The 23,755-nt window shown below is 63.2% G+C and carries 28 protein-coding genes; 14 read left to right on the top strand and 14 right to left on the bottom strand.

The window, feature by feature from the left end; genetic code table 11:
* Positions 1-24 precede the first annotated feature (24 nt).
* Positions 25-1,317, bottom strand: coding sequence for an adenosylmethionine--8-amino-7-oxononanoate transaminase (locus P3G66_RS14485; RefSeq protein WP_276116745.1), 1,293 nt, complete (start codon positions 1,315-1,317; stop codon positions 25-27).
* A gap of 38 nt (positions 1,318-1,355) precedes the next feature.
* Between P3G66_RS14485 and P3G66_RS14490 the strand changes: the two genes are divergently transcribed.
* The 3 genes from P3G66_RS14490 to P3G66_RS14500 all read left to right on the top strand — a co-directional run bounded on the left by P3G66_RS14490 (position 1,356) and on the right by P3G66_RS14500 (position 4,781).
* The gene (locus P3G66_RS14490; RefSeq protein WP_058039475.1) at positions 1,356-2,501 is read left to right on the top strand and encodes an 8-amino-7-oxononanoate synthase; all 1,146 of its coding nucleotides are present in this window, start codon (positions 1,356-1,358) and stop codon (positions 2,499-2,501) included.
* Entirely contained in the window at positions 2,498-3,181 is a 684-nt protein-coding gene (gene bioD / locus P3G66_RS14495; protein WP_276116746.1) for a dethiobiotin synthase, read from the top strand. The genes P3G66_RS14490 and bioD overlap by 4 nt, the downstream gene beginning before the upstream one ends.
* A 187-nt stretch (positions 3,182-3,368) precedes the next feature.
* Entirely contained in the window at positions 3,369-4,781 is a 1,413-nt protein-coding gene (locus tag P3G66_RS14500) for a sensor domain-containing diguanylate cyclase (RefSeq protein WP_276116747.1), read from the top strand.
* Positions 4,782-4,842: 61 nt separating this feature from the next.
* Here P3G66_RS14500 and P3G66_RS14505 read toward each other — a convergent pair whose 3' ends face one another.
* The 7 genes from P3G66_RS14505 to P3G66_RS14535 form a co-directional block, all read right to left on the bottom strand.
* Positions 4,843-6,225 (bottom strand): tripartite tricarboxylate transporter permease, encoded by a 1,383-nt coding sequence (locus P3G66_RS14505; RefSeq protein ID WP_003941745.1) that lies wholly within the window; start codon positions 6,223-6,225, stop codon positions 4,843-4,845.
* Positions 6,222-6,713 (bottom strand): hypothetical protein, encoded by a 492-nt coding sequence (locus tag P3G66_RS14510; protein WP_003941716.1) that lies wholly within the window; start codon positions 6,711-6,713, stop codon positions 6,222-6,224. The genes P3G66_RS14505 and P3G66_RS14510 overlap by 4 nt, the downstream gene beginning before the upstream one ends.
* Before the next feature lie 75 nt (positions 6,714-6,788).
* The gene (locus P3G66_RS14515) at positions 6,789-7,757 is read right to left on the bottom strand and encodes a hydroxymethylglutaryl-CoA lyase (RefSeq protein ID WP_082920636.1); all 969 of its coding nucleotides are present in this window, start codon (positions 7,755-7,757) and stop codon (positions 6,789-6,791) included.
* 5 nt (positions 7,758-7,762) lie between these two features.
* Positions 7,763-9,046: a hydroxymethylglutaryl-CoA reductase, degradative gene (locus tag P3G66_RS14520; protein ID WP_064444162.1), complete on the bottom strand. Its 1,284-nt coding sequence runs from the start codon at positions 9,044-9,046 to the stop codon at positions 7,763-7,765.
* Between the two features lie 112 nt (positions 9,047-9,158).
* The gene (locus P3G66_RS14525) at positions 9,159-11,132 is read right to left on the bottom strand and encodes a helix-turn-helix domain-containing protein (protein WP_276116748.1); all 1,974 of its coding nucleotides are present in this window, start codon (positions 11,130-11,132) and stop codon (positions 9,159-9,161) included.
* Between the two features lie 10 nt (positions 11,133-11,142).
* Positions 11,143-11,658: a tail fiber domain-containing protein gene (locus P3G66_RS14530; RefSeq protein ID WP_030537101.1), complete on the bottom strand. Its 516-nt coding sequence runs from the start codon at positions 11,656-11,658 to the stop codon at positions 11,143-11,145.
* Positions 11,642-11,770, bottom strand: coding sequence for a hypothetical protein (locus P3G66_RS14535; protein ID WP_003941742.1), 129 nt, complete (start codon positions 11,768-11,770; stop codon positions 11,642-11,644). Before P3G66_RS14535 ends, P3G66_RS14530 begins: the two co-directional genes overlap by 17 nt.
* 288 nt (positions 11,771-12,058) lie before the next feature.
* Here P3G66_RS14535 and P3G66_RS14540 point away from each other — a divergent pair, with 288 nt between their 5' ends.
* The gene (locus P3G66_RS14540) at positions 12,059-12,223 is read left to right on the top strand and encodes a hypothetical protein (protein WP_003941708.1); all 165 of its coding nucleotides are present in this window, start codon (positions 12,059-12,061) and stop codon (positions 12,221-12,223) included.
* 5 nt (positions 12,224-12,228) lie between these two features.
* Here P3G66_RS14540 and P3G66_RS14545 read toward each other — a convergent pair whose 3' ends face one another.
* The 3 genes from P3G66_RS14545 to P3G66_RS14555 form a co-directional block, all read right to left on the bottom strand.
* Positions 12,229-12,603 carry a VOC family protein gene (locus tag P3G66_RS14545; RefSeq protein ID WP_276116749.1) on the bottom strand — a complete coding sequence of 125 codons (375 nt, stop codon included), beginning with the start codon at positions 12,601-12,603 and terminating at the stop codon, positions 12,229-12,231.
* A gap of 29 nt (positions 12,604-12,632) precedes the next feature.
* Positions 12,633-13,046, bottom strand: coding sequence for a VOC family protein (locus P3G66_RS14550; protein WP_003941719.1), 414 nt, complete (start codon positions 13,044-13,046; stop codon positions 12,633-12,635).
* A gap of 101 nt (positions 13,047-13,147) precedes the next feature.
* Complete coding sequence (locus P3G66_RS14555) at positions 13,148-13,720, bottom strand: XRE family transcriptional regulator (RefSeq protein WP_047270126.1); 573 nt, start codon at positions 13,718-13,720, stop codon at positions 13,148-13,150.
* Positions 13,721-13,784: 64 nt separating this feature from the next.
* On the opposite strand from P3G66_RS14555, the gene P3G66_RS14560 reads away from it, so the two are divergent.
* Together P3G66_RS14560 and P3G66_RS14565 are read left to right on the top strand one after the other, a co-directional pair.
* Positions 13,785-14,498: an AzlC family ABC transporter permease gene (locus P3G66_RS14560; RefSeq protein WP_064444274.1), complete on the top strand. Its 714-nt coding sequence runs from the start codon at positions 13,785-13,787 to the stop codon at positions 14,496-14,498.
* Positions 14,495-14,815 carry an AzlD domain-containing protein gene (locus P3G66_RS14565; RefSeq protein WP_007733089.1) on the top strand — a complete coding sequence of 107 codons (321 nt, stop codon included), beginning with the start codon at positions 14,495-14,497 and terminating at the stop codon, positions 14,813-14,815. The genes P3G66_RS14560 and P3G66_RS14565 overlap by 4 nt, the downstream gene beginning before the upstream one ends.
* Here the strand turns inward: P3G66_RS14565 and P3G66_RS14570 are convergent.
* Positions 14,801-15,457, bottom strand: a complete 657-nt coding sequence (locus P3G66_RS14570) for a TetR/AcrR family transcriptional regulator C-terminal domain-containing protein (protein WP_064444164.1) — start codon at positions 15,455-15,457, stop codon at positions 14,801-14,803. The two genes, P3G66_RS14565 and P3G66_RS14570, sit on opposite strands and share 15 nt — an antisense overlap.
* A 164-nt stretch (positions 15,458-15,621) precedes the next feature.
* Here P3G66_RS14570 and bioB point away from each other — a divergent pair, with 164 nt between their 5' ends.
* The 3 genes from bioB to P3G66_RS14585 are packed head-to-tail and all read left to right on the top strand — an operon-like array spanning position 15,622 to position 17,458.
* On the top strand, positions 15,622-16,635 hold the full coding sequence (gene bioB / locus P3G66_RS14575) for a biotin synthase BioB (protein WP_024487821.1): 1,014 nt from the start codon (positions 15,622-15,624) through the stop codon (positions 16,633-16,635).
* Positions 16,632-16,856, top strand: a complete 225-nt coding sequence (locus P3G66_RS14580; protein ID WP_003941741.1) for a hypothetical protein — start codon at positions 16,632-16,634, stop codon at positions 16,854-16,856. The genes bioB and P3G66_RS14580 overlap by 4 nt, the downstream gene beginning before the upstream one ends.
* Positions 16,857-16,867: 11 nt before the next feature.
* Positions 16,868-17,458 (top strand): DUF2567 domain-containing protein, encoded by a 591-nt coding sequence (locus P3G66_RS14585; RefSeq protein WP_007733080.1) that lies wholly within the window; start codon positions 16,868-16,870, stop codon positions 17,456-17,458.
* 11 nt (positions 17,459-17,469) lie between these two features.
* Here the strand turns inward: P3G66_RS14585 and P3G66_RS14590 are convergent, their stop codons facing one another.
* Positions 17,470-18,300, bottom strand: coding sequence for an SDR family oxidoreductase (locus tag P3G66_RS14590; RefSeq protein ID WP_007733078.1), 831 nt, complete (start codon positions 18,298-18,300; stop codon positions 17,470-17,472).
* An 83-nt stretch (positions 18,301-18,383) separates the two neighbouring features.
* Between P3G66_RS14590 and P3G66_RS14595 the strand changes: the two genes are divergently transcribed.
* Together P3G66_RS14595 and P3G66_RS14600 are read left to right on the top strand one after the other, a co-directional pair.
* Positions 18,384-18,986: a TetR/AcrR family transcriptional regulator gene (locus P3G66_RS14595; RefSeq protein WP_276116750.1), complete on the top strand. Its 603-nt coding sequence runs from the start codon at positions 18,384-18,386 to the stop codon at positions 18,984-18,986.
* Positions 18,987-19,095: 109 nt separating this feature from the next.
* Positions 19,096-19,428, top strand: coding sequence for a hypothetical protein (locus tag P3G66_RS14600; protein WP_003941794.1), 333 nt, complete (start codon positions 19,096-19,098; stop codon positions 19,426-19,428).
* 14 nt (positions 19,429-19,442) lie between these two features.
* Here P3G66_RS14600 and P3G66_RS14605 read toward each other — a convergent pair whose 3' ends face one another.
* Entirely contained in the window at positions 19,443-20,171 is a 729-nt protein-coding gene (locus P3G66_RS14605) for an NUDIX domain-containing protein (protein ID WP_007733069.1), read from the bottom strand.
* Between the two features lie 102 nt (positions 20,172-20,273).
* Between P3G66_RS14605 and nadA the strand changes: the two genes are divergently transcribed.
* The 3 genes from nadA to nadC are packed head-to-tail and all read left to right on the top strand — an operon-like array spanning position 20,274 to position 23,751.
* Positions 20,274-21,311, top strand: coding sequence for a quinolinate synthase NadA (nadA, locus tag P3G66_RS14610; RefSeq protein ID WP_003941702.1), 1,038 nt, complete (start codon positions 20,274-20,276; stop codon positions 21,309-21,311).
* Positions 21,308-22,879, top strand: a complete 1,572-nt coding sequence (locus P3G66_RS14615; protein ID WP_276116751.1) for an L-aspartate oxidase — start codon at positions 21,308-21,310, stop codon at positions 22,877-22,879. Before nadA ends, P3G66_RS14615 begins: the two co-directional genes overlap by 4 nt.
* Positions 22,879-23,751 (top strand): carboxylating nicotinate-nucleotide diphosphorylase, encoded by an 873-nt coding sequence (gene nadC, locus P3G66_RS14620; RefSeq protein WP_003941805.1) that lies wholly within the window; start codon positions 22,879-22,881, stop codon positions 23,749-23,751. The genes P3G66_RS14615 and nadC overlap by 1 nt, the downstream gene beginning before the upstream one ends.
* The last annotated feature ends 4 nt before the right edge of the window (positions 23,752-23,755 follow it).

Here is a 23,755-nt window from a genome sequence, read left to right on the forward strand (position 1 = left end):
CTCGTCGACTGTCTACGGTGCCGATCACCGTTTCGCCTGGCTGCGGGCGGTTGCAAGCATTCCGGCTGTGATCTGTTCCACCTCTGCCTCCGAACACAGGTACGGAGGCATCGCGTATACGAGGTTGCGGAACGGCCGGAGCCAGACGCCGGCGTCGACGGCTGCATCGGTCGCGCTCTGCATGTCGACCGGCTGTTCGAGTTCGATCACTCCGATTCCGCCTTTGACGCGGACGTCGACGACCCCGGGAATTGTGACGGCTTCGGCGAGGCCTCGAGCGAGGCCACGTTCGAGGGTTGCGACGTCACGCCGCCAGTCCATCGCAAGCAGAAGTTCGGTCGACGCCACCGCGACGGCGCACGCGAGTGGATTGCCCATGAAGGTGGGGCCGTGCATCAGCCCGCCGCCCTCACCGGCAGTGATGGTCTCCGCGATCTCCGTGGTGCACAGCGTTGCCGCCAGACTCATGTACCCGCCGGTCAGTGCCTTGCCGACGCACGTGACATCGGGACTGACGCCGGCGTGATCGGCGGCGAACAATTCTCCGGTGCGTCCGAATCCGGTCGCGATTTCGTCGAAGACCAGGAGGACTTGGTACTTGTCGCAGAGGTTACGCAGGTCGATCAGGTACGCGGGATCGTGGAAACGCATTCCGCCGGCACCTTGGACCACTGGTTCCACGATCACCGCTGCGAGGTGCTCGTGATGCTCGGCCAAGAGCGATTCCAACTCCTGCACGTATTCGGGGAGATAGCCCGCCGGGGGAGCTTGCGCGAAGACCTGAGGGCGCAGGACGTCGGTCCAGAGAGAATGCATGCCGCCGTCGGGATCGCAGACGCTCATGGGGGTGAAGGTGTCACCGTGGTATCCGCCGCGCCAGGTCATCAAACGATTCTTCGACGGCTTTCCGAGGCTCCGCCAGTACTGCAGGCACATCTTCACTGCGACTTCGACGGCCACCGAACCGGAGTCGGAGAGGAACACCTTGTCGAGGTGAGGTGGTGTGATGTCGACGAGCAGTCGCCCGAGGCGAGCGGCGGGTTCGTGCGTCAGTCCGCCGAACATGACATGGCTCATTTTGCCGAGCTGCCGTGCGGCGGCGGTGTCGAGCACGGGATTGCGGTAGCCGTGAATGGCGGCCCACCACGAGCTCATCCCGTCGACCAATCGGCGGCCGTCGGAGAGCGTCAGGGTAGCCCCCTGCGCAGAGTCGACGATCAGCGGACGAGTCGACGCGGGAAACGATCCGTACGGATGCCAGAGGACATCGGCATCGATGGCGGAGACGTCATGGGGATCAAGTCCGGTTGTGAGCACGGATGCACCCTAACCATTGAGTTGAACGGTGTTCAAGTATGGTCGGAAAAGTGAACACCTCGCTGAATTGGCTCACTGCCGTCGAAGCGGACCGTAGGGCCGCTGGACTGCGCCGCGAACTCCGTCCTCGCACGGTCGACTCCCCGTTGATCGACCTGGCGTCGAACGATTATCTCGGACTCGTGCGGCACCCCGATGTGATCGAGGGTGCCGCGGCGGCTCTGCGCCGTTGGGGCGCGGGCGCCACGGGCTCGCGTCTGGTCACCGGCACCACCACCGAACACGAACTGCTCGAAGTCGAACTGGCCGAGTTCGTCGGGGCGGACTCCGGACTTGTCTTCTCCTCCGGTTACACAGCCAATCTCGGCGCGGTGACGGCGCTCTCGGGTCCAGGGTCGTTGATCGTCTCCGATGCGGGATCGCATGCCTCGCTGGTGGATGCCTGCCGCCTGTCACGTGCTCGGGTTGCCGTGGCTCCGCATTCGGACATGGGCTTTCTCGCCGACACGTTGCGCAGCAGAGTGGAAGAGCGAGCACTGGTCGTCACCGATTCGGTCTTCAGCGCCGACGGAGACCTTGCGCCACTGCGGCAGATGCATCAGGCGTGCCGCGAGTACGGGGCGATCCTGTTGGTCGACGAGGCGCATGGCATCGGTGTGCGCGGTACCGGTGGACGTGGACTCGTCCACGAGTCGGGCCTGGCCGGTGAACCCGACGTCGTCGTGACGGCAACACTGTCCAAGTCGCTCGCCAGCCAGGGTGGAGTTGTGCTCGGTGACAACAAGATCCGCGCGCATCTCATCGACGCGGCAAGAACGTTCATCTTCGACACCGGTCTCGCACCGGCCGCCGTAGGCGCGGCCAGGGCTGCACTCGCCGTACTCCAGCGTGAGCCGACGCGAGCGCTCGACGTCCTGGCCCGGGCATCCGAGTTGGCGGACGTCACCGGTGCTCCGTCGCCTGAATCTGCTGTCGTCTCAGTCGTTCTCGGTGATCCGCAGCGGGCGTTCGATGCCGCGTCCGCGTGCCGGGATCAGGGGTTGCATGTCGGTTGCTTCCGCCCGCCGTCGGTTCCGGAAGGAACGTCACGGCTGCGTCTGACTGCACGAGCGACGCTGTCTCCTTCCGAGATGGAGCAGATCTCACTCGTACTTCGCGAGGTATTGGCAGGTGCTCGCGCATGAGTATTCTCCTGGTGACCGGCACATCGACCGACGTCGGAAAAACAGTGGTGACGGCAGCACTGGCATCGCTCGCCCTGCAGTCGGGAAAGTCGGTTGCGGTGCTCAAACCGGCCCAGACCGGCGTCGACGTGGACGGTGCGGGTGATCTGGCCGAGATCGAGCGTCTGACCGGCGGCGGCGTGACGCTGGTCGAGTTGGCGCGGTATCCCGAACCTTTGGCGCCGGATACTGCTGCCCGTCGAAGTGGTCTGCCGTTGTTGGCGCTCGACGAAGTAGTCCGAGTTGCTCGCGACCTGGACACCACCCACGACTTGACCCTGATCGAAGGCGCCGGCGGCTTGCTGGTCCGCTTGGGCGTCGACGGGTTCACCGCTCGCGATCTTGCCGCGGCTCTGGCGGTGCCAGTGGTGCTGGTGGTTGCGTCCGGCCTGGGCACGCTCAATCACACCGCACTGACCGTGGAAGCCCTACGTGCATCCGGCGTGGACTGCGCCGGGTTGGTGATCGGTTCGTGGCCGCAGGAACCGGACCTCGCCGAGAGATGCAATCGCGAGGATCTGGTTTCGGTCAGCGGTGTTCCCCTTCTCGGGGTAATGCCTGCCGGAAGTGGAGGCGCGAGTGTCCGAGAGTTTGCTCGCACCGCTTCGATCACGCTCGGTGAACTTCATTTGACCAAATGACGACGTAACATCCGATTTGTCCGCATCGATAGCCAAGGCACAGTGGGGCGCCTTGGGTTTCGACGTCCCTCGCGTACGATTCCGGTCGGTATATTTCGACGGGTGTCTTGCGGCGACCCTGCATCCGGGGCGCCTTGGTCACCGACAGTGGTTGTCGAATTGTGAGTAGGTCAGTCGAATGTAGGTGGTGAGCACGGTCGAAAAGTCGTTGTCGTCATCGGCCGTACGTCGCGCACTGCTTATCGGCGTAGTCGTCTTCGTCTCGTGCCTGGTCGGAATTCTGAGCCGTCTGCCGGGCACGCTTGCAGTCTTCTGGCCGGCGAACGCGCTGCTACTCGGGATCCTCTTTCGGTCGCCGCGTTCCGCCACACTGCTCACCTGGATCTGCGTCGTAGTCGGTTATGTCGGAGCCGACCTGATCACCGGTGGGGCATGGGACTCCACGGTGTGGCTCAACGCGGCCAACATCGTCGGGGTTGCGAGCGGCTTCTACGCCTTTCGCTGGGTCGACAGTGAGGACCGTCGACTGACCAGTATTCAGTCCGTCGGCTATCTCGTGTCGATGACTGTCGCCGCCGCGTCGATGGCGGCGCTCGTGGGCGGTATCGCGAACCGCGTGCTGTTCGGCGGGCAGTGGTGGGACGGCTGGTTGCTCTGGTTCTCGAGTGAGTTCGTCAACTACATGACCATCGTCCCCTTGGTGCTGACATTCCCTTCGCTTCGACGAGTGGATCGAGAACCGAAAGCTGTTGCCACGCTTGTGCGTCGATCATTCGTTCCGACGGCGCTGCTGGCCGTCTGCATCATCTTGGAGTGGGTGATAGGCGGTGCCGGAGCGATCGCGTTTGCCATGCCGGCGCTGGTGACTGCAGCCTTGCTCACCAATGTATTTGTCACGTCGGTGCTCACCGCTGTGTCAACTGCCTGGACGTTGGTACTGACGGCCGACGGCCATCTCGGATTGTCCAGCGAGGGCGTCTCGCCGGTCAGCGCGTCGGTCCAGATCGGATTGTCGCTGCTGGCGGTAGCGCCGATCGCGGTGGCCTGTGTGATCCTCGAGCGTCGCCGCGCCCTCGAGGCACTCACCCAGGCCGTCACCCACGACGATCTCACCGGTGCGTTGCGCCGGGACGAATTCTTGCGGCGAGGCGGCAGCGTGACGGGTGCGACCGATCCGCGTCGCCACTCTGGACGTCCGGTCAGCGTCCTGATGATGGATCTGGATCACTTCAAGATGGTGAACGACAACCTCGGTCATCGTGCCGGCGATACGGCGTTGGTGAGTTTTGCCGATCAGGTGCGGCGGCACCTCGATGACAAGCATCTCTTCGCCCGATTGGGCGGCGAGGAGTTCGTCGTACTGATGGCCGGCGTCGATCTCGAGGGTGCGACCGAAACAGCCGAGATGATTCGACGCGCGCAAGCGGAGAATTCGTCGGCAGTATTGGGCGACTTCGGGCCGACGGTCAGCATCGGTGTCGCGTGTTCACCCCACGGCGACGCAGCCCTGACGCAATTGGTCGATTGCGCTGACGAGGCGTTGTATCGAGCGAAGAAGTTGGACCGCAATCGAACCGTGGCGCTCACGGTCGGTAGCTGAAGAAATACGTGCGGACCCGCAGTTTGTTGCGGGTCCGTACGTGGTGGTGGAGTCGACCGATTCAGAACAGATTGATCAGGGCAGGAACACTGAACAGCGCTACGTAGTAACCCATGAAAAGAACTCCGCCGTGAATCTTGAACAGGCGCCCGAGAAGACCACCGACCAGGCCGACCGTCACGGTGATCAGAAGCCCGAGGATGCCGCCCTCCCAGATGCTGATGACCACGACCAGTCCCGTGAACACCGCGATCACAGCTTCGTGACTGATGTGCTTGACCACCGCTGACGCAGCGCGGTACGCGTAGTTCATGGCAAACGGGTATGCGATGACCGTCGCCGTGACCACTGCGAGCAGTCCGTAGAGCAGGAACTCCCACTGCGTCAGGTACGTGGAGAGATTGTTGATCACTCCGGTTTCCTGATTGGTCTCGAACACCGGTGGAGCGTTGAACAGAGGGGCTGCGGGGCCTGCCGCGAGCGGGCTGAGCGGAAGGCCGAAAGCGACGAGTGGGATGAGGGTTTCCGCGATGTAGGTGGATTCCGTCGTACCGTTCTTCGCCGAGACCATTGTGGTCAGTCGGTGATAGCCGTTCTTGATCCGCGCACCTACCAGCTCACCCATCAGAACAGTCATGGCGACCGGGCTGAAGACGAAGGTTGCGCTCGACACCGTGGAAGCGGCGGCGGTGTAACCGATCTGCTTGCGATCGAGGACCTTCAGAGGATTGGGGAAGTATCCCTTCCATCCTTTGATGTCCGGGGCCAATGCAACGGTTTTGGGTTCACTGCGTTCCATGTCCTTACGGCTCGACGGGCCCAAGGTCAATGCGAGGTCCGCGATCAGCGGCCCGACTGCGATCGCAAGGAAGTAGCTGATGTTCAGCGACACATCGTAATTCGACGTCAACGCGCGGGCGCCGAGGATCAAGATGACGAAGGGAACGAGGGCGACAACCCCGGCCCAGCGGCCTGGTGAGGCGTAGGCGATGCCGATGGCGGCGACCAGGAACAGCCACGGTGCTATCGACTGAACGGTGTCCGCGAACGGCGCGAGGATGGTCGCGAACAAAACGGCAACCGGCACAGCGACGAACGCCGAGATCACTGCTCCCGAGATCGCCTTGCGGAGTGCGATGTGCGGGATGCCGAGTGAGCGCATCATCTGCGCTTCCGGCAAGAGTGGAATCGCCATCGTGTCGCCGGGAATGCCCAGCAGCATCGTCGGCACCGCGTGCGTCATGTGTTTGGCGATCGCACCGGAGAGGAAGAACGTGAAGACCGCCGCCGGGGGAGCGCCGAGCAGAATCACGAGCAGAGTCAGCGGTGCGATCGTGGCGGTCTCGTCCGTGCCGGAGATCAATCCGATGAACGTGAACGCGACCGCACCGATGATGCCGAAGAGAACGGCAATCAGAATTTCGTTGGTCAGAACCGAACTCATGCGCGCCCACCGTCCTTCGGTGTGTTCGAGACCCGTGCGTGCTCGGCCTCGGCAGCGGCGAAGTGATCGTACAGACCCAGCTCGCGAAGTTCCTGTCGGCTCTGCTCCGGAATGTCGGCGAGAGTGCCCAGACCCTGGCGCTGTTCACTCATCGTCGTGATGACACCGTCGATCGACTCCGCGTCGGCGGCGGCCAAGGCGACTATCCGCTTCGGCTTGATGAAGATTCCGCAGACCACGCCGGCGAGCAGGCAGGCCGCGATGCCGACCAGCAGGCTGTACGCCTGGGCCAACGACGGTTCGCTGACGACCCGTTCGAACAGTGCCTGGGCCGCGAGAAGGGCCGAGGCGCCGACGACACTGCCGACTGCAACGGAGATCGCGAGGTGTCGACCGTTGACGGTGTCACCCCAGACCTCGAGGTATGTCTGCTGCTCGGTCGGCTCGGTTGTGGTGGTCGGCGTCGTTGCCGGCTGCGGTGGTGACATCAGTCTTCTCCAGTGTCATGCATGGCGGGGTCGTACAGGGAGGGGCTTGCGAGATGAGGGCTTGCGTTGCGGGTGTCAGGTGCGTGCTGCGCGGAGGGCGGTGACAACTCGGGACGGGCTCGAGTGCCCGATCTGTTCGGCCATCCAGATGCTTGTATCGGTGAGCGAATCCAGGTCGATGCCGGTGTCGATCCCGAGGCCGTGGAGCATCCACACCAGATCCTCGGTCGCGAGATTTCCGGTCGCGCCCTTGGCATATGGGCACCGTCCGAGACCACCTGCGGAACTGTCGAATTCGGATACCCCAGCGGTCAACGACGCATAGACGTTCGACAGCGCCTGGCCGTAGGTGTCGTGAAAGTGCATGGCGATCTGCGATGTGGGGATGCCACGTTCTCGGAGGGCGCCGAGCAAAGCGAGCACATGGCCAGGTGTGCCGACGCCGATGGTGTCGCCGAGTGAGAGTGACGTGACACCGCTGTCGATCAGGGTCTTTGCGATGTCGGCGACACGCTCGACGGGCACGGAGCCTTCCCAGGGGTCGCCGAAGCACATGGAGATGTAGCCGCGGACGGGAAGTCCCAGGGCTCGGGCGGCCGTAGTGACCTCGGCAGCCGCGGCGATCGCGCCGTCCACCGTGGAATTGAGGTTGCGTTTCGCGAATTCCTTTGTGGCGCTGACGAATACTGCAACCTCGCTTGCTCCGGCGGCGACGGCCCGCTCGAGACCCTTGCGGTTCGGGACAAGAACGACCGTACGTACCGAGTCCGGCAGGTGCAGCCGACCCATCAATTCTTCCGCGTCCGCAAGTTGCGGGATCCATCGAGGTGAGACGAAACTCGTCAATTCGACAGTGCGGGAGCCGGCCGCGACCAGGCGTTCGATGAACTGGGCTTTCGTCTCGGTCGGGATCACCGCTGTTTCCGCTTGAAGTCCGTCGCGTGGCCCGACTTCGTAGATCCGGACCGAGGTCGGCAGCCCCGGCGCCGGCACTCGATGAGGCGCCGGCTTCCGCACCGGTGATCCTGCAACTGTTTCGGTCATTGTCGTCAGTTTCCGCCGCGGATCTCGGCGAGAACCTTCTCGGCATGCTCGACGCGAATGCTCTTGTCCGCGATCAGGCGTGCAACCACGGCGTCGATCTCGCTCTTCTGCGCTCCGGCGGTGGCAGCGATGTTGCGGGCGTGCAGCCCCATGTGTCCGCGCTGGACACCCTCACTGGCCAGAACGCGGACAGCAGCCAGGTTCTGCGCCAGGCCGACTGCCAGAATGATGCCGGCGAGTTCTTCGGCGCTCTCGACGCCGAGCATCTTGATTGCGGCCTGCGCTACCGGGTGCACCTTGGTGGCGCCGCCGACGAGGCCGACCGGCATGGGTAGCTCGAGGGTGCCGACGATGTTGCCGTCGGCATTCTTCTCGAAATGCGAGAGCGACGAGTAGATCCCGTCGGCGTTGACTGCATGGGAATGGCACCCGGCTTCGACTGCGCGCGTGTCGTTTCCGGTTGCCAACACCACGGCGCTGATGCCGTTCATGATGCCCTTGTTGTGTGTCGCGGCGCGGTAGGGATCCAGCTCCGCCAAGCGTGCGGCATGGATCAGGTTGTCCACTACCTCTGCACCGCCGATCAATTCGGCGTCGAACACGGCACGAACGCGCGTCAGCCGCAGATCTGCCTTGTTGGTGAGAATGCGAAGAACGACGTGCCCGCCGCCGATCTCGGCTACTCGATCCGCGATTGCCTCGGCCATCGTGTTGACGGCGTTGGCGCCCATGGCATCTCGTACGTCGACGTGAAGGTGAAGGACGACGTAGGTGGCCTTGTCCGAAGAAACGATGCGTACCGAAACGTCCTTCACGCCACCGCCGACGCTGACCAGTTTCGGGTCCTGTTCGTTGGCGAGTGCAATGATTTCTTCACGTGCCTCGAGGAGTCGGATACGGGCGGCTGCCGGATCCACGACGTCGACGAGTTGTATCTGGGCCTGCATGATCGGCGGGGTACTCGAGACGTGAAAGCCGCCGAGTCCGCGTGCGATGCGAGCAGCGTTGCTTGCGGCGGCGACTACCGACGGCTCCTCGGTGGCGAGCGGGATCAGGTAGTCCGTGCCGTTGATCGTGAAGTTGGTGGCCACGCCGACCGGGATGCCGATGACGCCGAGGACGTTCTCGACCATGCGATCGGCCTGATCGATGGTGAGGCCGTCGGCGGCGTCGTAGACCGCGATGTCTGCCTCGGTCAGGTCGGTCTGGCGGACGATCTCGGCGCGTCGTGCGGCGACGTCGTAGGACCGGAAATCGGCGATGCGGCTGTTGATGGACCGGTTGTTCATAGACACGTGGGGTCGTCCTCCTGAAGTGTTTCTGTGCTCCGCTTCACAGTAGGGAGGTCGATGCTTGCCAGGCCACGTGCTCACAACACATCGATCGGTCGAAATTGTAGTGTCATGCACCATCGGCGCTGTCGTTGATGCCGCTTCCGGCCTCTTCGGTTCCCACGTCCCGAAGTTCGTCGAGCCTCGTCGCCATGGACACCCGGAAAAAGTTCTCGTTTTCCCGCCACGATTGACCGAGGAGCGTACGGATGCGGTCGAGACGCTGAACGACGGTGTTGGGGTGATAGTTGAGTGCGCGGGCAGCCTTGGTCGGGCTCCCGTCGTTGCGTACCAGGGCACGAAGGGTCGCGGTGAGATCGGTGTCCTTGTCGCGGTCGTACGCGAGTACCGGGCCGATTACTTCGTCGATGAACTGATGAAGTGATTCCGGATTTTCGCCGAACAGAACGGTGTACGGCAGATATGACGCCGTCGTGACCGCGCCGTCGGTCTTGCCCAATGCCGTGAGTAGGCGGGCCGTGCGCAGCGCCGAGGTGAAGCGCGCCGGGAGCTCTTCGGGGCGTTCCGCCGTCGCCGGCGCAATGACTACTGCGTGCGGTCCTACCGAACCGGTGATCTGACGGTGAATGACCGTCGCCGCGGCTGCCGGGTTTCCCGAGCGCGAGACCACCGCGATCAATCCGGCATGCTGCGCCGCCAACCCCGCTACCGGCAGAGACTGCCCGATTGCGCGGAGCGCGGCGGTGCGGAGTTCCGGAGCGACCGACACCACGAGGACGGTGTCCAGTTCGCCGAGGGAGATGCCGAGGTTTCGGGTCCTACGTTCGAGATCGCGCCTGCGCTCGGGCGCAGTGCTCAGCAAGTCGGCGACCAGTTCGTCACGTGCACGCCGGTCCGCTGCTGCCGCCGCCGAGTGTTGCAACACGAGGATGGCAGTGACCTGAGCTGCCCGTTCCACGGTCCGGAGTTCGACGGGGCCGATCGGCGCGTCCGAACGATTCAGCAAGATGGCCCCGAGGAACGATTCTCCGGCGGTGACGGCGCTGACGAGTTGGATCACGGTCTCGCTGTTATCGGCGACAAACGTGCATCGGCCACTGCGGCGACTCTGGTCGATGGCATCGGACACGGCGCGAGGTAGCGACAACGGCACCGTCGTGATCTGCTCACCCGACGATGTGACGAGAGGGCGTAGCTCATTGTCGACGACGACGGTGCTGCGTTCGAGTGCGCTGCTGAGGGTTCGTGCAACCTGGGCGTAGCCACCGCCGCGGAGAACGGCGTGGATCAGATCCTGGTGGACGATGTTCGATTTGTCCCGCGCGGACACGTGCTCGCGCAGCTCGTCGAGTGCTCGCCCGGTCTCGGCGGCGGATTCCTCGGCGCGGTCCAGCGCCCGTGCGGTTTGCAGGACTACCGAGGCGTGATCAGCCAGCGCAGAGAGCAGGGCGATCTGATCTGCGGTAAATCGTCGTTCCCGGCGGTCGGCGGCAAACAGGACTCCGAGGATCTGGCCGTCGGAGAGCATCGGCACGCCGAGAATCGCCACCAGACCCTCGGCGACGATCGCGGCATCGACCACTTCGTCATGGCGCGACTGCGTGTAGTCGCTGTAGTTCTGAACCCATTGGGCTGCTCGAGATTCGGCAATCGCGCTGACCAGTCCCGCGCCGGCAGGAACTTGCAGATGCTGGAGTTCCGGCGAGACCGCGCCGGCCGTCTTTCGAACATTCAGGTCACGAGTGATCACGTCGAACTCGGACAGGTACGTGACGTCGGTGCCCATGATGTCGTGTGCGCGGTTGACCAGCCTCTGCAGCAGTGTGTCCACGTCGCGAACCTGCGCGAGCTCACGTGCACTCGAATAGAGAACCGCCAATTCGTTCTCGCGACGGCGAAGTCGCCGAAATTCCGACCGACTGGCCCGGATGAGGGCCGCGGTCTCCGCGACCTCCGTTGCGCCAAAGCCGAATTCGGCAAGTACCTGTTCGACATGTTCGTCGCCGACTGAATCGGACGTCACGTCGAACAGCGCGGCAATCACGTTGGGCGCTGAGTCGGAGTCTGAATCAGGGGCGGTCACACCGAACAAACTACAGACCGGTGGATCCACCGAATTCGTCGAGCGGTGTGGATATGTGATTGTTGTTTGTTTCCAATGCATTCCGAGTCGTGCTCGTGTCTCCCGTTTCCCGTCTCAGTCTGTTCACGTCCTTCTCGAGCGCGCTGACTTCTGTCTCGAGGGCACTGATCTTGCGGTTCAACGCTTGGATGCTCGCCATGCAGACGCCGTTCGCGTCGACGGCGGAGATCCGGCGGGCGTTGGATCCCAAGCCGAAAATCGCCGCAAAGTCTTGCGCCATCGGACCCAGGTGACGGACCGACTTGTGGTCGAATCCGTAACTCCACGTACTTATTCGGAGTGCCGTCAACCGGTCGAGCACGTCCTGCGCGCTCGTCGGAACATCTACGCCGGTATGCACGCCACGTCGATGCGCGGCCCGTGCGAACACCCACTGCGCGGGGTGTCGCATCGCGGCGTTCACCCGAATACCGACCCGAGTGCCCAAAAATTCAGTGCGCTCGCCCTCGTCAGGCGGTGAGTTCACGTCGTGCGGTTTTGACGGTCTTGTCGCTCAGCAGAATTCCCGCTCCTGCGCCGAGCAGTCCGAGGCCGATTCCGACAGCGGCGCTGCCGAGGCCCAAAGCAATTCCCAACATGATTCCTCCAAAAATTGTGCGGTGAATTGAGGGGCCAGGTGTCCGACGAAAGTGCTGCCGACCTGCTCCGCGCTCATCTTTCACATTGCTCCGCCGTGCGGGCGATGACAACCCGTCTGGACCGAATTTCTCGTGGAAAACACAGGCGTGCAACACTGGGTGAAGAACTGCTGAGTCATCGGCGTCTTGTCGGCGCCGTACGGGCGGCAGTAATTGAGTAGCCATCGACCGATCTCTAACGCAGGTTTATCTGCGCGCGGCAACGATGACCAGGCAAAAGGGTGGCATGTGAACGAATCGAGCAGTGGCTTGTTTTCCGACCTCAGCGCGTCGGAGCCCGTTGTCGACGCAAAAAGCGCCGAGCAACTGGCTGCCGAGCGTGAAACTGCGGCAGCAGAACGCTCCAACACCGACACCGCTGAACAGCGGCAGTCGCAGCTGTTCAGCGGTTAAGCGCGTCAGGACTCCTTGATCACCGACAGAATATTGCCGGCGGGATCGGTGAACCACGCGATGTCGGGGCCGTTGCCACGCATGATGCCTCGCGCATCCTGGGGGAATCCGTCGTATTTGAGAAACTCCACGCCACGTGCGGTCAGTTGGTCGACGGTTGTGTCGATGTCGTCGACGACGAAGTTGAGAATCGTGTAGGTCGCCGCTTCGTGATTCGGCTTCGGATAAACGAGGATCTCGGTTCCGCCGGCAAGATATAGGCGAATCAGTCCCATGTCTTCGTCGGTTACCTTCAACCCGAGTGTTTCGCCGTAGAACTTCTTTGCAGAGTCGATGTCTGTCACCGAAAATCCGCTGAATGCTTTCGTGTCTGTAAGCATGACTATCTCCGTTCCCAGCGGTTGCCGGACTAGGTGGTTTGGGAATCCGTCATTCCGGATTCCATCTCGGCCCTGGCTTCCTCGCTGAACTCGATGATCTGAACGTAGTTTCCGTCGGGGTCGATCGCAGTGGCGAACAAACTGCCCCCGCGGTCTTCGAGTGGAGCGTGCCAGTTTCCGCCGAGTGCATCGATGCGCTGTGCGATCGACCGGGCGTCGTCGGTTTCGACGTTGAGGAACATGCGACCCGGCTGGGGGTTGGTCTCGCCGACGTCGTCGCGTCTGTCGAGCATCACGTAGAAACCGTTGAAGTCGAGCACGTCGTAGCCGGGTTCGCCGGGAGTCCGGTCGACCTTCGGGGCGAACGCCTCGGCGTACCAGTCGCGCAAGCGTTCGGGGTCGGTGCTCGAGAGCAAAATGCTGCTGATGCTGGATCCGGACATGGGTCCTCCTGCTGTCGGTCGTTACTGTCGTCGGCAATCGAGGCTCTGGCCACATCACCTCCCAGATACAGACTTCCCGCAGCGGCGAAACTCATCGCGGCTCAGGTGTGTTCCGATACCAAGATCGCTGTCGTCCCTGGTTCGAGCGCCCGAAAGATGTGCTCCTCGTCGCCGGGATAAGCAAGATAGTCGCCCGGTCCGAGTTCGATCGGATTTGCAGTGGGCCCGACCTGCGCCCGTCCGGTGCCGATCACGACGTGTTCGGTGGTGCCGCGTGCATGCGGAGTCGAAATACGCGGCTCGCCCGGTTCGGCGACTATCCGATACAGATCGCGTCGTGCGTTCGGTGGGCTCGGCGCCAAGAGTGTCGCGATGTACGACGCGTTTGCCGACGCAATCGCGGGACCTTCTCCGGCTCGAATCAACTGAACGGTCTGTGCCTGAGAGTCGACGAGTTGTGAGAACGGCACGCCCAATGCGTTTCCGAGTGCCCACAGAGTTTCGAGGCTCGGATTTCCGAGTCCGGATTCGAGTTGGGAGAGTGTGGACTTGGCGATATCGGCGCGCCGGGCGACCTCCGAAAGGCTCAAGCCTGCTCGGGCACGTTCGCGTTTGAGTGCGACGGCGACCAGTTTCTGAGGAGTCTCCGCTGTATCCGTTTCATTACTGGGCATCGTTCGATTCTCCGATCGATCGTTCTACTTGACGAACGGTGTCACTTCGTTCAACATAGAATACATGCGTTCTTTATGGCGAACAGTTGATCGAGACACGGTTCGGGTGAGCGTGCTGATCTGTCTCTCCGTGGCCATCGTCGGTGTGTCCTACGGTGTGACGGCAGGATCGGCTGGATTCTCGTTGTGGCAGCTTTTGGCGTTGGCTGTACTCGTTCTGGGAGCGTCTTCGGAGTTCTTGTTCATCGGAATCATCGCAGCCGGAGGCAGTGCCACCGCTGCTGTTGTGGCGGGCTTGTTGATCAACTCCCGTAACTTCGCCTATGGGATGTCGGCAGGATCATTCCTCGGCAGGGATCGCTACAAAGATTCAGGCTGGCGCAGGGGCTCGGGCTGGCGCAAGTTGGTCGGCGCGCACCTGGTCAACGACGAAAGCGTCGCGGTCGCCATGGCGCAGGAATCGGTGGAGCGCAAGCGTGCGGCTTTTTGGTTCTGTGGAATCGGGATCGCGGTGTCGTGGCCGATCGGAGCTCTCCTGGGCGGGCTGCTCGGCAGCGTCGTCCGAGACCCCGGCGCGTTGGGATTGGATGCCGCGTTTCCGGTTGTCATTCTGGCCCTTGTCTTTCCTGCGCTGAAGGAGAAGGTGACGCTGCTTGCCGCCCTGATCGGTGCAGCAGTCGCGGTGGCCACGTCGCCGTTCCTGCCGCCCGGTACCGCTCCGCTCGTTGCGCTGCTGAGTATCGCGGTGACGATACCGTTCCGGGAGAAGGTTCGATGAATACCGCGTCGGTCTGGATCGGTATCGTCGTGTTCGCTTGCGGTTCTTACGCTTTGCGGGCAAGTGGCGTTCTGCTCCGCGCTCGGGTGAAGCTCTCCGGCTTCGCCGAGAAAACCCTCGATCGTGCTGTCGTGGTGCTGCTGCTCGCAGTGGTTGTGACATCGACGGTCTTCACCGGGCATGACGTTGCGGGGCCGGCGCGGATGCTCGGCGTGGTGGCCGGAGGCATCTGCGCCTGGTTCAAGGCGCCGTTGGTGGTCGTGGTGATTGTCGCGGCCGGCACTACTGCAGTACTCCGACTGTCAGGAGTGTCGTAGAGCCGATTCGATGGGCGTTGAATCGGGGATCGAATTCAGGCGAGTGCGAATGCCGTCGATGAACAGGTCCAGGCCGAACTGGAAGCGCACTGTCGGATCGCCGTCGAGGAGGTCCTCGTCGGAACCGCCGCCGATGACCTCGGGGGAGTCGGGGGAGATGGGAGCCCGGGTGAGTGCCCCCATCTCTTCCATCTGCGCTCGGGACTGCTCGTCCACGGTATGGCCGAGTACGTAATACAGCAGGGCATACGCCGCGAGTTGGGCGTGCTCGCGTGAGAGACCGGATTCTTGCCCGGCATGTACGAAATGCTCGCGCACCTTGCTGCTTGTCATCCGCGAGGCGAAGGTGGCGCTGACCAACTCGGCGCCGTCGCGGTGCGCCAGTAGGGCAGACCGAAGTCTGTGTGCCAGTTCGGAATACGCTTCTTGCCACGTGTCTGCGTCGACGGGGGCGTTGAGGTCTTCGAGGATCTTGTCGACAACCGCGCCCAGCAAGGTCTGTTTGTTCGGGAAGTGCCAGTACAGGGCGCCGGGTTGGACACCTAGTGAGGTTGCGAGCCTGCGCATCGTGAGGTCGGCAAGTCCGAACTCGTCGAGTATCGCCATGGCGCCGTCCAGCACGTCGCCGCGTCGCAACTGCACTTGTTGTTCCCCTCGTTTCGTCCCGCTGTGGAGCGCTTTCGATCGAATGTCGATCGGACCCGCCTTTGACAGTATTCCACCACGTCTCTAACGTGAACACCGTTCAACTTGTACGGTGTTCAATTTTGCTGGTTTCGAAGGAGACGTCTGTGACCCCGCCCCCGATTAGCACGGCCCCTGCGACGGTCGACATCCTCGACCAGGCGCGCGAGCAAGTTCTCGAAAGAGGAGTTGGCCTGACCGAAAGCCAGGTGCTCGACGTACTCCGACTCGACGACGACAGGCTCGAAGACCTGCTGGCTCTCGCCCACGATGTGCGTATGAAGTGGTGTGGACCGGAGGTCGAGGTCGAGGGCATCATCAGCCTGAAGACGGGCGGCTGCCCTGAGGACTGCCATTTCTGCTCGCAGTCCGGACTCTTCCAGTCGCCGGTTCGCGCGGCGTGGTTGGACATCCCGAGCTTGGTGGAAGCTGCCAAGCAGACTGCGAAGTCGGGCGCTACCGAGTTCTGCATCGTGGCCGCCGTCCGCGGACCCGACGCCCGGTTGCTCGCTCAGGTTGCCGCAGGCATCGAGGCGATCCGCAACGAGGTCGACATCCAGATCGCCTGCTCGCTCGGCATGCTCACCCAGGAGCAGGTCGACCAACTGGCCGCCATGGGTGTGCACCGGTACAACCACAACTTGGAAACTTCGAAGTCGCATTTCCCGAACGTCGTGACCACGCACTCGTGGGAAGAGCGGTGGAACACGCTTCGGATGGTTCGTGAAGCAGGCATGGAAGTGTGCTGCGGCGGAATCCTCGGCATGGGTGAATCGCTGGAGCAGCGCGCAGAATTCGCGGCCAACCTGGCTGAACTGGAGCCGGACGAGGTCCCGCTCAACTTCCTCAACCCGCGTCCGGGTACGCCGTTCGGTGATCTGGACGTGCTGCCCGCCAGCGAGGCGCTCAAGTCCGTGGCCGCTTTCCGTCTCGCGCTGCCTCGCACGATCTTGCGCTTCGCAGGTGGACGCGAGATCACTCTCGGCGACCTGGGTGCCAAGCAGGGCATCCTCGGCGGAATCAACGCCGTGATCGTCGGCAACTATCTGACGACCCTCGGACGTCCCGCCGAGAAGGATCTGGATTTGTTGGTGGATCTGCAGATGCCGATCAAAGCACTGAACGACACTCTGTGAGCACTCCGGTGACCGAGGAGCGGTACAACCCGTTCACCGGGCGTCGGATCGTCGACGGCGTCGACGATCCGACGCCGACTGCGGCGTCGATGGGGCTCGAGCCTCCTCGCTTCTGCGAGCAGTGCGGGCGCCGCATGATCGTTCAGGTCAGCCCTGACGGATGGTGGGCGAAATGCTCCCGACACGGTGTCGTCGACTCGATCGACGTCGCCCGCAGGTAGCGTCACTCTGTGTGATCTCTCTTCGGCAGATTCGTCTGCGCACCGCGATCGTGATCGCCGCAACCATTGCGGGCGTGAGCGTGCTCGTCGGTGTGCTGTGGGCGTTCTTGGCTCCGGCCGAGCACCTGTTGGTGGTGTCCGAGGGGCGCGGCGTCGCGTTGACGGGTGAGAGCCTTCATCAGTTCGACGCGAGCGCCGTGTTCATCTGGCTGGCACTGATCGTCGGTGTGCTGTCGGCGGTGGCGGCCTGGTTGGCACGCCTGAGTCGAGGTCCTTATGCCCTGGGCGGGTTGATAGTCGGTTCAGTGGCAGGTACCGGACTGATGGCACTCGTGGGTTCGGGCGTGACAAAACTGCGTTTCCCCACGGCCGACAATCCGGCGGTCGGGGAGATCATTGCGCGGGCCCCGAACGTCGGAACTTTGCTCGTGCTTCTGTTTCAGCCGCTCGCGGCGTGCGTCGTGACATTGGTTCTTGCAGTGCTCAATCCGTACGACGACCTCGGGGTGGGGGACCACCCGGAATCCGGGGATCCGGAATCTGGGGATCCGGCCACCGACACCGAACAGGCCGAAGTCGAGAGCCAGCCGAAACTTCCGTAACTGTTGCGTCGCTACGCCGCAGAGGTCGACGAGCGCTTGGTTTCGGCTTTCATTCGCACGTCACCCAACAGTCGCCCGGAAATCAGCGCGCCCAACCGGCGGGTTGCGAAGCGAGTGCTGATCGAGGACACCCAGTTCGGCAGTCCCGATACGACGGTCGGCGGCGCGTAGCGTCGATCCAGTGCTCGGAAAGCGGTGTCCACCACCTGAGTTGCCGTCTGCATTCGCCCGACCGCCGCGTCTTCGGAGCCGACTACGTCGAAGAACTCGGTGCGCGTCGGACCGGGGCACACCGCCAATACAGTCAATCCGCTGCCGCGAGCTTCGGCCCAGAGTGCTTCGGTGAAGTTGAGTACGAACGCCTTGGACGCGCCGTAGACGGCCATGCCCGGTGTCGGCTGGAACGACGCTGTGCTGGCGATGTTGACCAGTGCTCCGCGGCCGGTGAGAAGGTCGGGCAGGAATGTGTGTGTCAGCTCGACCAGCGTGGCGATGTTGAGCTGAATCTCGGACGTGACGCGCTCGAGATCTTCGTCCACGAATGCCCCGTGTGTTCCGAATCCGGCGTTGTTGATCAGCGAGTCGACGGTGATGCCACGGTTTGTCAGCTCCTGGTGCAGCGATGCACCGACGCCGGGTGCGGCCAGGTCGGCGGGCAGGACTGTCACGATGATGCCGTGGGCGCCACGGAGTTCGGTGGCGAGTGCCTCGAGGCGGTCGGCCCGCCTGGCGACCAGAACCAGGTTTGCGCCGCGAGCGGCAAAGCGATGAGCGAATTCCACTCCGAGCCCAGCGCTGGCTCCGGTGATGAGGACGGTGGTTCCGGCTACGTCGATGGCCATGGTGGCTCCTTCGGTTCGGGTGATCCCAAATGTAGGCACTGACACCATAGTTGTCAATGACAACATTTTGATATGGTGCCACCATGCCCGCCCACGAACAGCCGTATCATCACGGCAGCCTGCGACAGGAACTCCTGGCGTCGGCCGAAGCAACACTCGAACGAGATGGCGTCGACAAGTTGTCGCTGAGGCAACTCGCGCGTGAGGCGGGCGTGAGCCACGCGGCTCCGGGCAAGCACTTTCGTGATCGCCAGGCTTTGCTCGATGCCTTGGCCGAAAGTGGATTCCATCGGATGACCGGTGCGCTCGAGCGGGCAGTCGCGGATGCTCCACCGACCGCGAGGGCCCGGTTCTCCTCGCTCGCCAATGCCTACGTGGATTTTGCGCTGGAGCATCCGGGCCTGCTCTCTCTGATGTACAGCAACAAGCATGCGCCGGGCGCCGCCGAAACTGTCGTCAACGCGGGGCACGCGACGATGGACCTGACCGTCCGGCTCGTTTCGGAAGCTCAGGCCGCAGGTGACATTGCCGCCGGTGATCCGGAAAGTATTGCGCTGGTTGCCTTTGCGACGTTCCACGGCGTCGCGACGCTTGCTGCGGGCGGAATGTTGGGCGACGTGCCGGTGGGCGAGGTGGTGAACGCGGCCTCGGCGGTCTTCTGGGCGGGCCTTTCCAGGGCAGTCTGAGGTGGGGCGCGCAATTCCCCAGAGTTCTCACAGAACCAGCACAAGGGAAGCACAAGATTGCGGACTTACATAGGAGTCAAGAAGTTTGATTCCGAGTGGAGGTTCGGCAATGAGTGTTTCAGAGATCGCCCCCAACAGGGGAGTTGTACTTGTCACGGACATCGGATTCGAGCACGGTGCGCGCACGGCCGCCGAGTTTCTCGACGCTGGTTGGAGCGTGGCAGTCACGGCGCGGACGGTCACCGAATTGGTTCGCGTCATGGCGGGAAAACCTGCCCATCGCTTCTTTGCGATTGTCGCCGATCCGACGGATCGTTGGCAGGCCGATCGGATTCTCGATCGGGTGACGACTCGGTTCGGTGTAATCAACCGGGTCATCGATCCGGCCGGCGCCGTGACCTCGGTGTGGTTGCAGCGCGGAAGTCTCGAAGCTGTTGCCTGACAGTGCGATCGGTGTCAGCTTGGCGGCCGTAGTGCGGCGAATTCGTCGGTGACCCGCAAGGTGGAGTCGGTGAAACGGTACAGGGCGGGTGGACGTCCACCCGACTTGCCGGACGGTGCGGTGTTGCCGGTGGGAGTCAGAACGCCTCGACGCCCCAGCACGCGTTGCAAGTTGGTGGCATCGACCTGGTAACCGAGGGCAGCGCAGTAGATTTCGCGCAGTGTCGACATCGCGAACTCTTCCGGGGCCAGCCCGAATGCGATGTTGGTGTACGAGAGTTTCGCGGCAAGTCGATTGCGCGCGTGCCGTACGACGGTTCCGTGGTCGAACGACATCTCCGGCAACTTCGAAACGGGGTGCCAGGCTGTGTCCGGTGGCAGTTGTGGGTCGGCGCTGAGGGGAACGAGTCCGAGGAAGGTCGACGCGATGCGGCGCGGACCCGGCACGCGCTGTGGATCACTGAAGACGGAGAGCTGTTCGAGGTGGGCGACCTTTCGTAGGTCGACCTTCTCGGCGAGGAGTCGTCGAGCGGAGGTCGTCAGGTCCTCGTCGTCGCGCAAAGTGCCCCCGGGCAGGGACCACGTGCCCTTCTGTGGGTTGAGTGCACGCTGCCACAGCAGTACGGCCAACTCTTCACGCCCTTGCGGGCAGTGATCGCCGTCACCTGCGGCGATGCTTGCGGGGAAGGTGCGAACTTGGAACACCGCTGCAAGCACTTCGTGGGTGGTGTTACTATTGGGCACGTTTTCGATCCTAAGTCGAAAACCTCGAATACGGAAATCCGGGCCAGCCCGTCCGGATTTGAACTGGGTGACGAGCCCGGGTTCACGGTGAAGGAGAACGCCATGACGACCACGACGTTATGGGAGGGATCGGCCTCGCAGATTCACGACGGCCCCGGCGGATACAACGGAGTCGAAGCGACCCCCGAGTGGGCCGCTGAGATCAAACGTCTGGCTCGCGAACGCGGCGCGACGATTCTTGCGCACAACTACCAGCTGCCTGCGATTCAGGACGTCGCCGATCATGTCGGTGACTCCCTGGCGCTGTCGCGAATCGCTGCCGAGGCGCCCGAGGACACGATTGTCTTCTGCGGTGTGCACTTCATGGCCGAGACCGCGAAGATCCTGTCGCCGTCCAAGACCGTGCTGATCCCGGACGAGAGAGCCGGCTGCTCTCTGGCCGACTCGATCAATGCCGAGCAGCTTCGTGAGTGGAAGGCCGACAACCCGAACGCGCTGGTGGTGTCGTACGTGAACACAACCGCAGAGGTGAAGGGTCTCACCGACATCTGCTGCACCTCGTCCAATGCCGTCGACGTGGTCAACTCGATCGATCCCGACCGCGAGGTTCTGTTCCTGCCGGACCAGTTCCTGGGAGCTCACGTCAAGCGCGTGACGGGCCGTACCAACATGCAGATCTGGGCCGGTGAGTGCCACGTGCACGCCGGCATCAACGGTGACGAGCTGACGGCCAAGTCCAAGTCGCACCCAGACGCCGAGCTGTTCGTGCACCCTGAATGTGGTTGCGCTACTTCGGCTCTGTACCTAGCCGGTGAAGGCGCGGTCCCCGCGGACAAGGTCAAGATTCTCTCCACCGGCGGAATGCTCGACGCTGCCCGCGTCACCAAGAGCAAGCAGGTTCTGGTCGCGACCGAGATCGGGATGCTGCACCAGTTGCGCAAGGCAGCGCCCGACGTCGATTTCCAGGCCGTCAACGACCGCGCGTCGTGCCCGTACATGAAGATGATCACGCCTGCCGCGTTGCTTCGCTGCCTTCTCGAGGGCAAGGACGAGGTCCACGTCGATCTCGAGATGGCCAAGCGTGCACAGAAGTCGGTGCAGCGCATGATCGAGATCGGTAATCCGGGCGGCGGCGAGTGACCAGCCCTGCCGGGCGTTTCGCCTGGGAGGCTCATGCCGACCTGGTCGTCGTGGGAGGCGGTGTCGCGGGCCTCACCGCTGCGCGCACCGCTTCTCTGCGGGGATTGAAAGTACTCACGGTCAGCAAGGGCGGTCCGACGGACACCGCGACTCAGTACGCGCAGGGCGGCATCGCGGTCGTCGACGATCTGAATACCGATTCCGTCGAGTCGCACGTTTCGGATACGTGTGAGGCCGGCGTCGGTTTGTGCGACGAGGAAGCTGTCTATTCCATCGTCGAAGCTGGTCACGACGCTGTTGCTGCGCTGGCCGCGTTGGGAGCGGTCTTCGATCGCGGGCGAGACGGCGAGGTGTCGCGCACCCGCGAGGGTGGGCACAGCACGCGTCGGATCATCCATGCCGGCGGCGACGCCACTGGCGCGGAAGTGCAGCGGGCTCTCAATGCTGCCGGGCTCCCCGTTCTGTTCGGTGCAGCGGCAGTCCAGGTGGTGACCAACCGGCGTGGGGTGTGCGGACTCATCGTCTCCTCGCCGGAAGGCCTCGGCGTGATCCATGCGCCCGCGGTGCTGCTCGCTACCGGCGGACTCGGTCAGCTGTATGCCTGCAGCACAAATCCGCCCGGAGCGACTGCCGACGGAATCGCGTTGGCACTCGAAGCCGGTGCGGCGATTGCGGACCTGGAGTTCGTTCAGTTCCATCCGACGGTGCTCTTCACTCCGGGCGGGGTAGGCCGCCGACCCCTGATCAGTGAGGCGGTCCGCGGCGAGGGCGCGATTCTTGTCGACACCAACGGTGATTCGGTCACCGCAGGTGTTCATCCGCTGGGTGATCTCGCCCCGCGTGACGTGGTCTCGAGGGCAATCGCAGCACGCCTACGCGATCTCGGCACTGATCACGTCTATCTCGACGCTCGCAAGCTCGACGGTTTCGATTCGAGATTCCCGACCATCACGGCGTCCTGCCTCGAAGCGGGCATCGATCCACGCACCCAATTAATTCCGGTCGCTCCGGCCGCGCACTATTCGTGCGGCGGAGTCGCCACCGACGTCCATGGACGAACGGGAGTGCCTGGTCTCTACGCAGCAGGCGAAGTGGCTCGCACGGGATTGCACGGCGCGAATCGTCTTGCGTCCAACAGCCTTCTCGAGGGTTTGGTAGTCGGGGAGCGTGCAGGAATCGCAGCTGCCGAGCGTCGCGAGGTTCATGCCGAAGTGGTCAACGTGGTGCGCAAGCCGATGCCGATCCTGCCGCGAGAGACCGTGCAGTCCGTCATGACGGCACACGCGTCGGTGGTTCGCGACGGAGGCGGTCTCCAGATTGCGCGAGCTGCGCTTGCCGACGCCGAACAGACAGTGGCGGTGGCTGATCCGGACCTCGAAGACGCGGCGCTCACGTTGACCGCGACTGCATTGGTCGACGTGGCCGTGGCGCGAACCGAGAGCCGTGGCTGCCATACCCGCACCGACTATCCTGAAACAGATCCGAATCAGCGTCGCAGCACTCGGATCAAGATGGGTGCCGACGGAGCGCTCGAAATACCCGACATGTTGTTGACAGGAGTTCATTGATGACCGAGCAGAAGATCCTGCCCGCGCCGCTCGACCGTGACGAGCTGCTCACATTGGTCAGGCTCGCTCTGGACGAGGATCTGCGCTATGGACCCGACATCACTTCTACCGCAACGGTTCCCGCCGATGCGGTCGCGAAGGCGTCGGTCGTCTCACGCTCCTCGGGTACTGTCGCCGGCATCGACGTCGGACTGCTTGTTCTCGACGAGGTGATCGGCGCGGGTAACTACGAGGTCGTTGATCGGGTGGCCGACGGAACTCGGGTTGCGCCAGGTCAATCGGTGCTCACCGTTGTCGCGCCCACCCGCGGACTTCTCACGGCAGAGCGCACGATGCTCAACCTCGTCTGCCATCTCTCGGGAATCGCCACGGCGACATCACAGTGGGTCGACGCCATCGCCGGCACTCATGCCAAAGTGCGGGACAGCCGAAAGACGCTGCCCGGACTGCGTTCTCTGCAGAAATATGCAGTCCACGTGGGCGGAGGCGTCAACCACCGTATGGGATTGGGTGACGCGGCGTTGATCAAGGACAACCATGTTGCTGCTGCCGGTTCGGTGGTCGCAGCACTTCGTGCGGTCCGTGAGCTCGCCCCGGACATCGAGTGCGAAGTTGAGGTCGACAACCTCACTCAGCTCGATCAGGTGCTGGCGGAGAACGTGGAACTTGTTCTGCTGGACAACTTCCCGCTGTGGCAGACGCAGATCGCGGTCCAGCGCCGAGACGCTGTTGCTCCAGAAACCAAACTCGAGTCATCCGGTGGTCTCACCATCGACGTTGCCGCAGAGTACGCCCGAACCGGCGTCGACTACCTCGCTGTAGGTGCCCTGACACACTCGGTGACGGTCCTCGACCTCGGGCTCGACATGTAGATGC

It is taken from the genome of Rhodococcus sp. C3V, assembly GCF_029269915.1.
GTDB lineage: Bacteria > Actinomycetota > Actinomycetes > Mycobacteriales > Mycobacteriaceae > Rhodococcus_F > Rhodococcus_F qingshengii.

Bases quoted from the DNA above. Each gene is read 5' to 3' on its own strand.
- P3G66_RS14490 (WP_058039475.1), top strand. From the start codon at position 1,356: ATGGTCGGAAAAGTGAACACCTCGCTGAATTGGCTCACTGCCGTCGAA.
- bioD (WP_276116746.1), top strand. From the start codon at position 2,498: ATGAGTATTCTCCTGGTGACCGGCACATCGACCGACGTCGGAAAAACA.
- P3G66_RS14505 (WP_003941745.1), bottom strand. From the start codon at position 6,225: ATGAGTTCGGTTCTGACCAACGAAATTCTGATTGCCGTTCTCTTCGGC.
- P3G66_RS14510 (WP_003941716.1), bottom strand. From the start codon at position 6,713: ATGTCACCACCGCAGCCGGCAACGACGCCGACCACCACAACCGAGCCG.
- P3G66_RS14515 (WP_082920636.1), bottom strand. From the start codon at position 7,757: ATGACCGAAACAGTTGCAGGATCACCGGTGCGGAAGCCGGCGCCTCAT.
- P3G66_RS14520 (WP_064444162.1), bottom strand. From the start codon at position 9,046: ATGAACAACCGGTCCATCAACAGCCGCATCGCCGATTTCCGGTCCTAC.
- P3G66_RS14535 (WP_003941742.1), bottom strand. From the start codon at position 11,770: ATGTTGGGAATTGCTTTGGGCCTCGGCAGCGCCGCTGTCGGAATCGGC.
- P3G66_RS14545 (WP_276116749.1), bottom strand. From the start codon at position 12,603: ATGCTTACAGACACGAAAGCATTCAGCGGATTTTCGGTGACAGACATC.
- P3G66_RS14550 (WP_003941719.1), bottom strand. From the start codon at position 13,046: ATGTCCGGATCCAGCATCAGCAGCATTTTGCTCTCGAGCACCGACCCC.
- P3G66_RS14555 (WP_047270126.1), bottom strand. From the start codon at position 13,720: ATGCCCAGTAATGAAACGGATACAGCGGAGACTCCTCAGAAACTGGTC.
- P3G66_RS14560 (WP_064444274.1), top strand. From the start codon at position 13,785: ATGCGTTCTTTATGGCGAACAGTTGATCGAGACACGGTTCGGGTGAGC.
- P3G66_RS14565 (WP_007733089.1), top strand. From the start codon at position 14,495: ATGAATACCGCGTCGGTCTGGATCGGTATCGTCGTGTTCGCTTGCGGT.
- P3G66_RS14590 (WP_007733078.1), bottom strand. From the start codon at position 18,300: ATGGCCATCGACGTAGCCGGAACCACCGTCCTCATCACCGGAGCCAGC.
- P3G66_RS14595 (WP_276116750.1), top strand. From the start codon at position 18,384: ATGCCCGCCCACGAACAGCCGTATCATCACGGCAGCCTGCGACAGGAA.
- P3G66_RS14600 (WP_003941794.1), top strand. From the start codon at position 19,096: ATGAGTGTTTCAGAGATCGCCCCCAACAGGGGAGTTGTACTTGTCACG.
- nadA (WP_003941702.1), top strand. From the start codon at position 20,274: ATGACGACCACGACGTTATGGGAGGGATCGGCCTCGCAGATTCACGAC.
- nadC (WP_003941805.1), top strand. From the start codon at position 22,879: ATGACCGAGCAGAAGATCCTGCCCGCGCCGCTCGACCGTGACGAGCTG.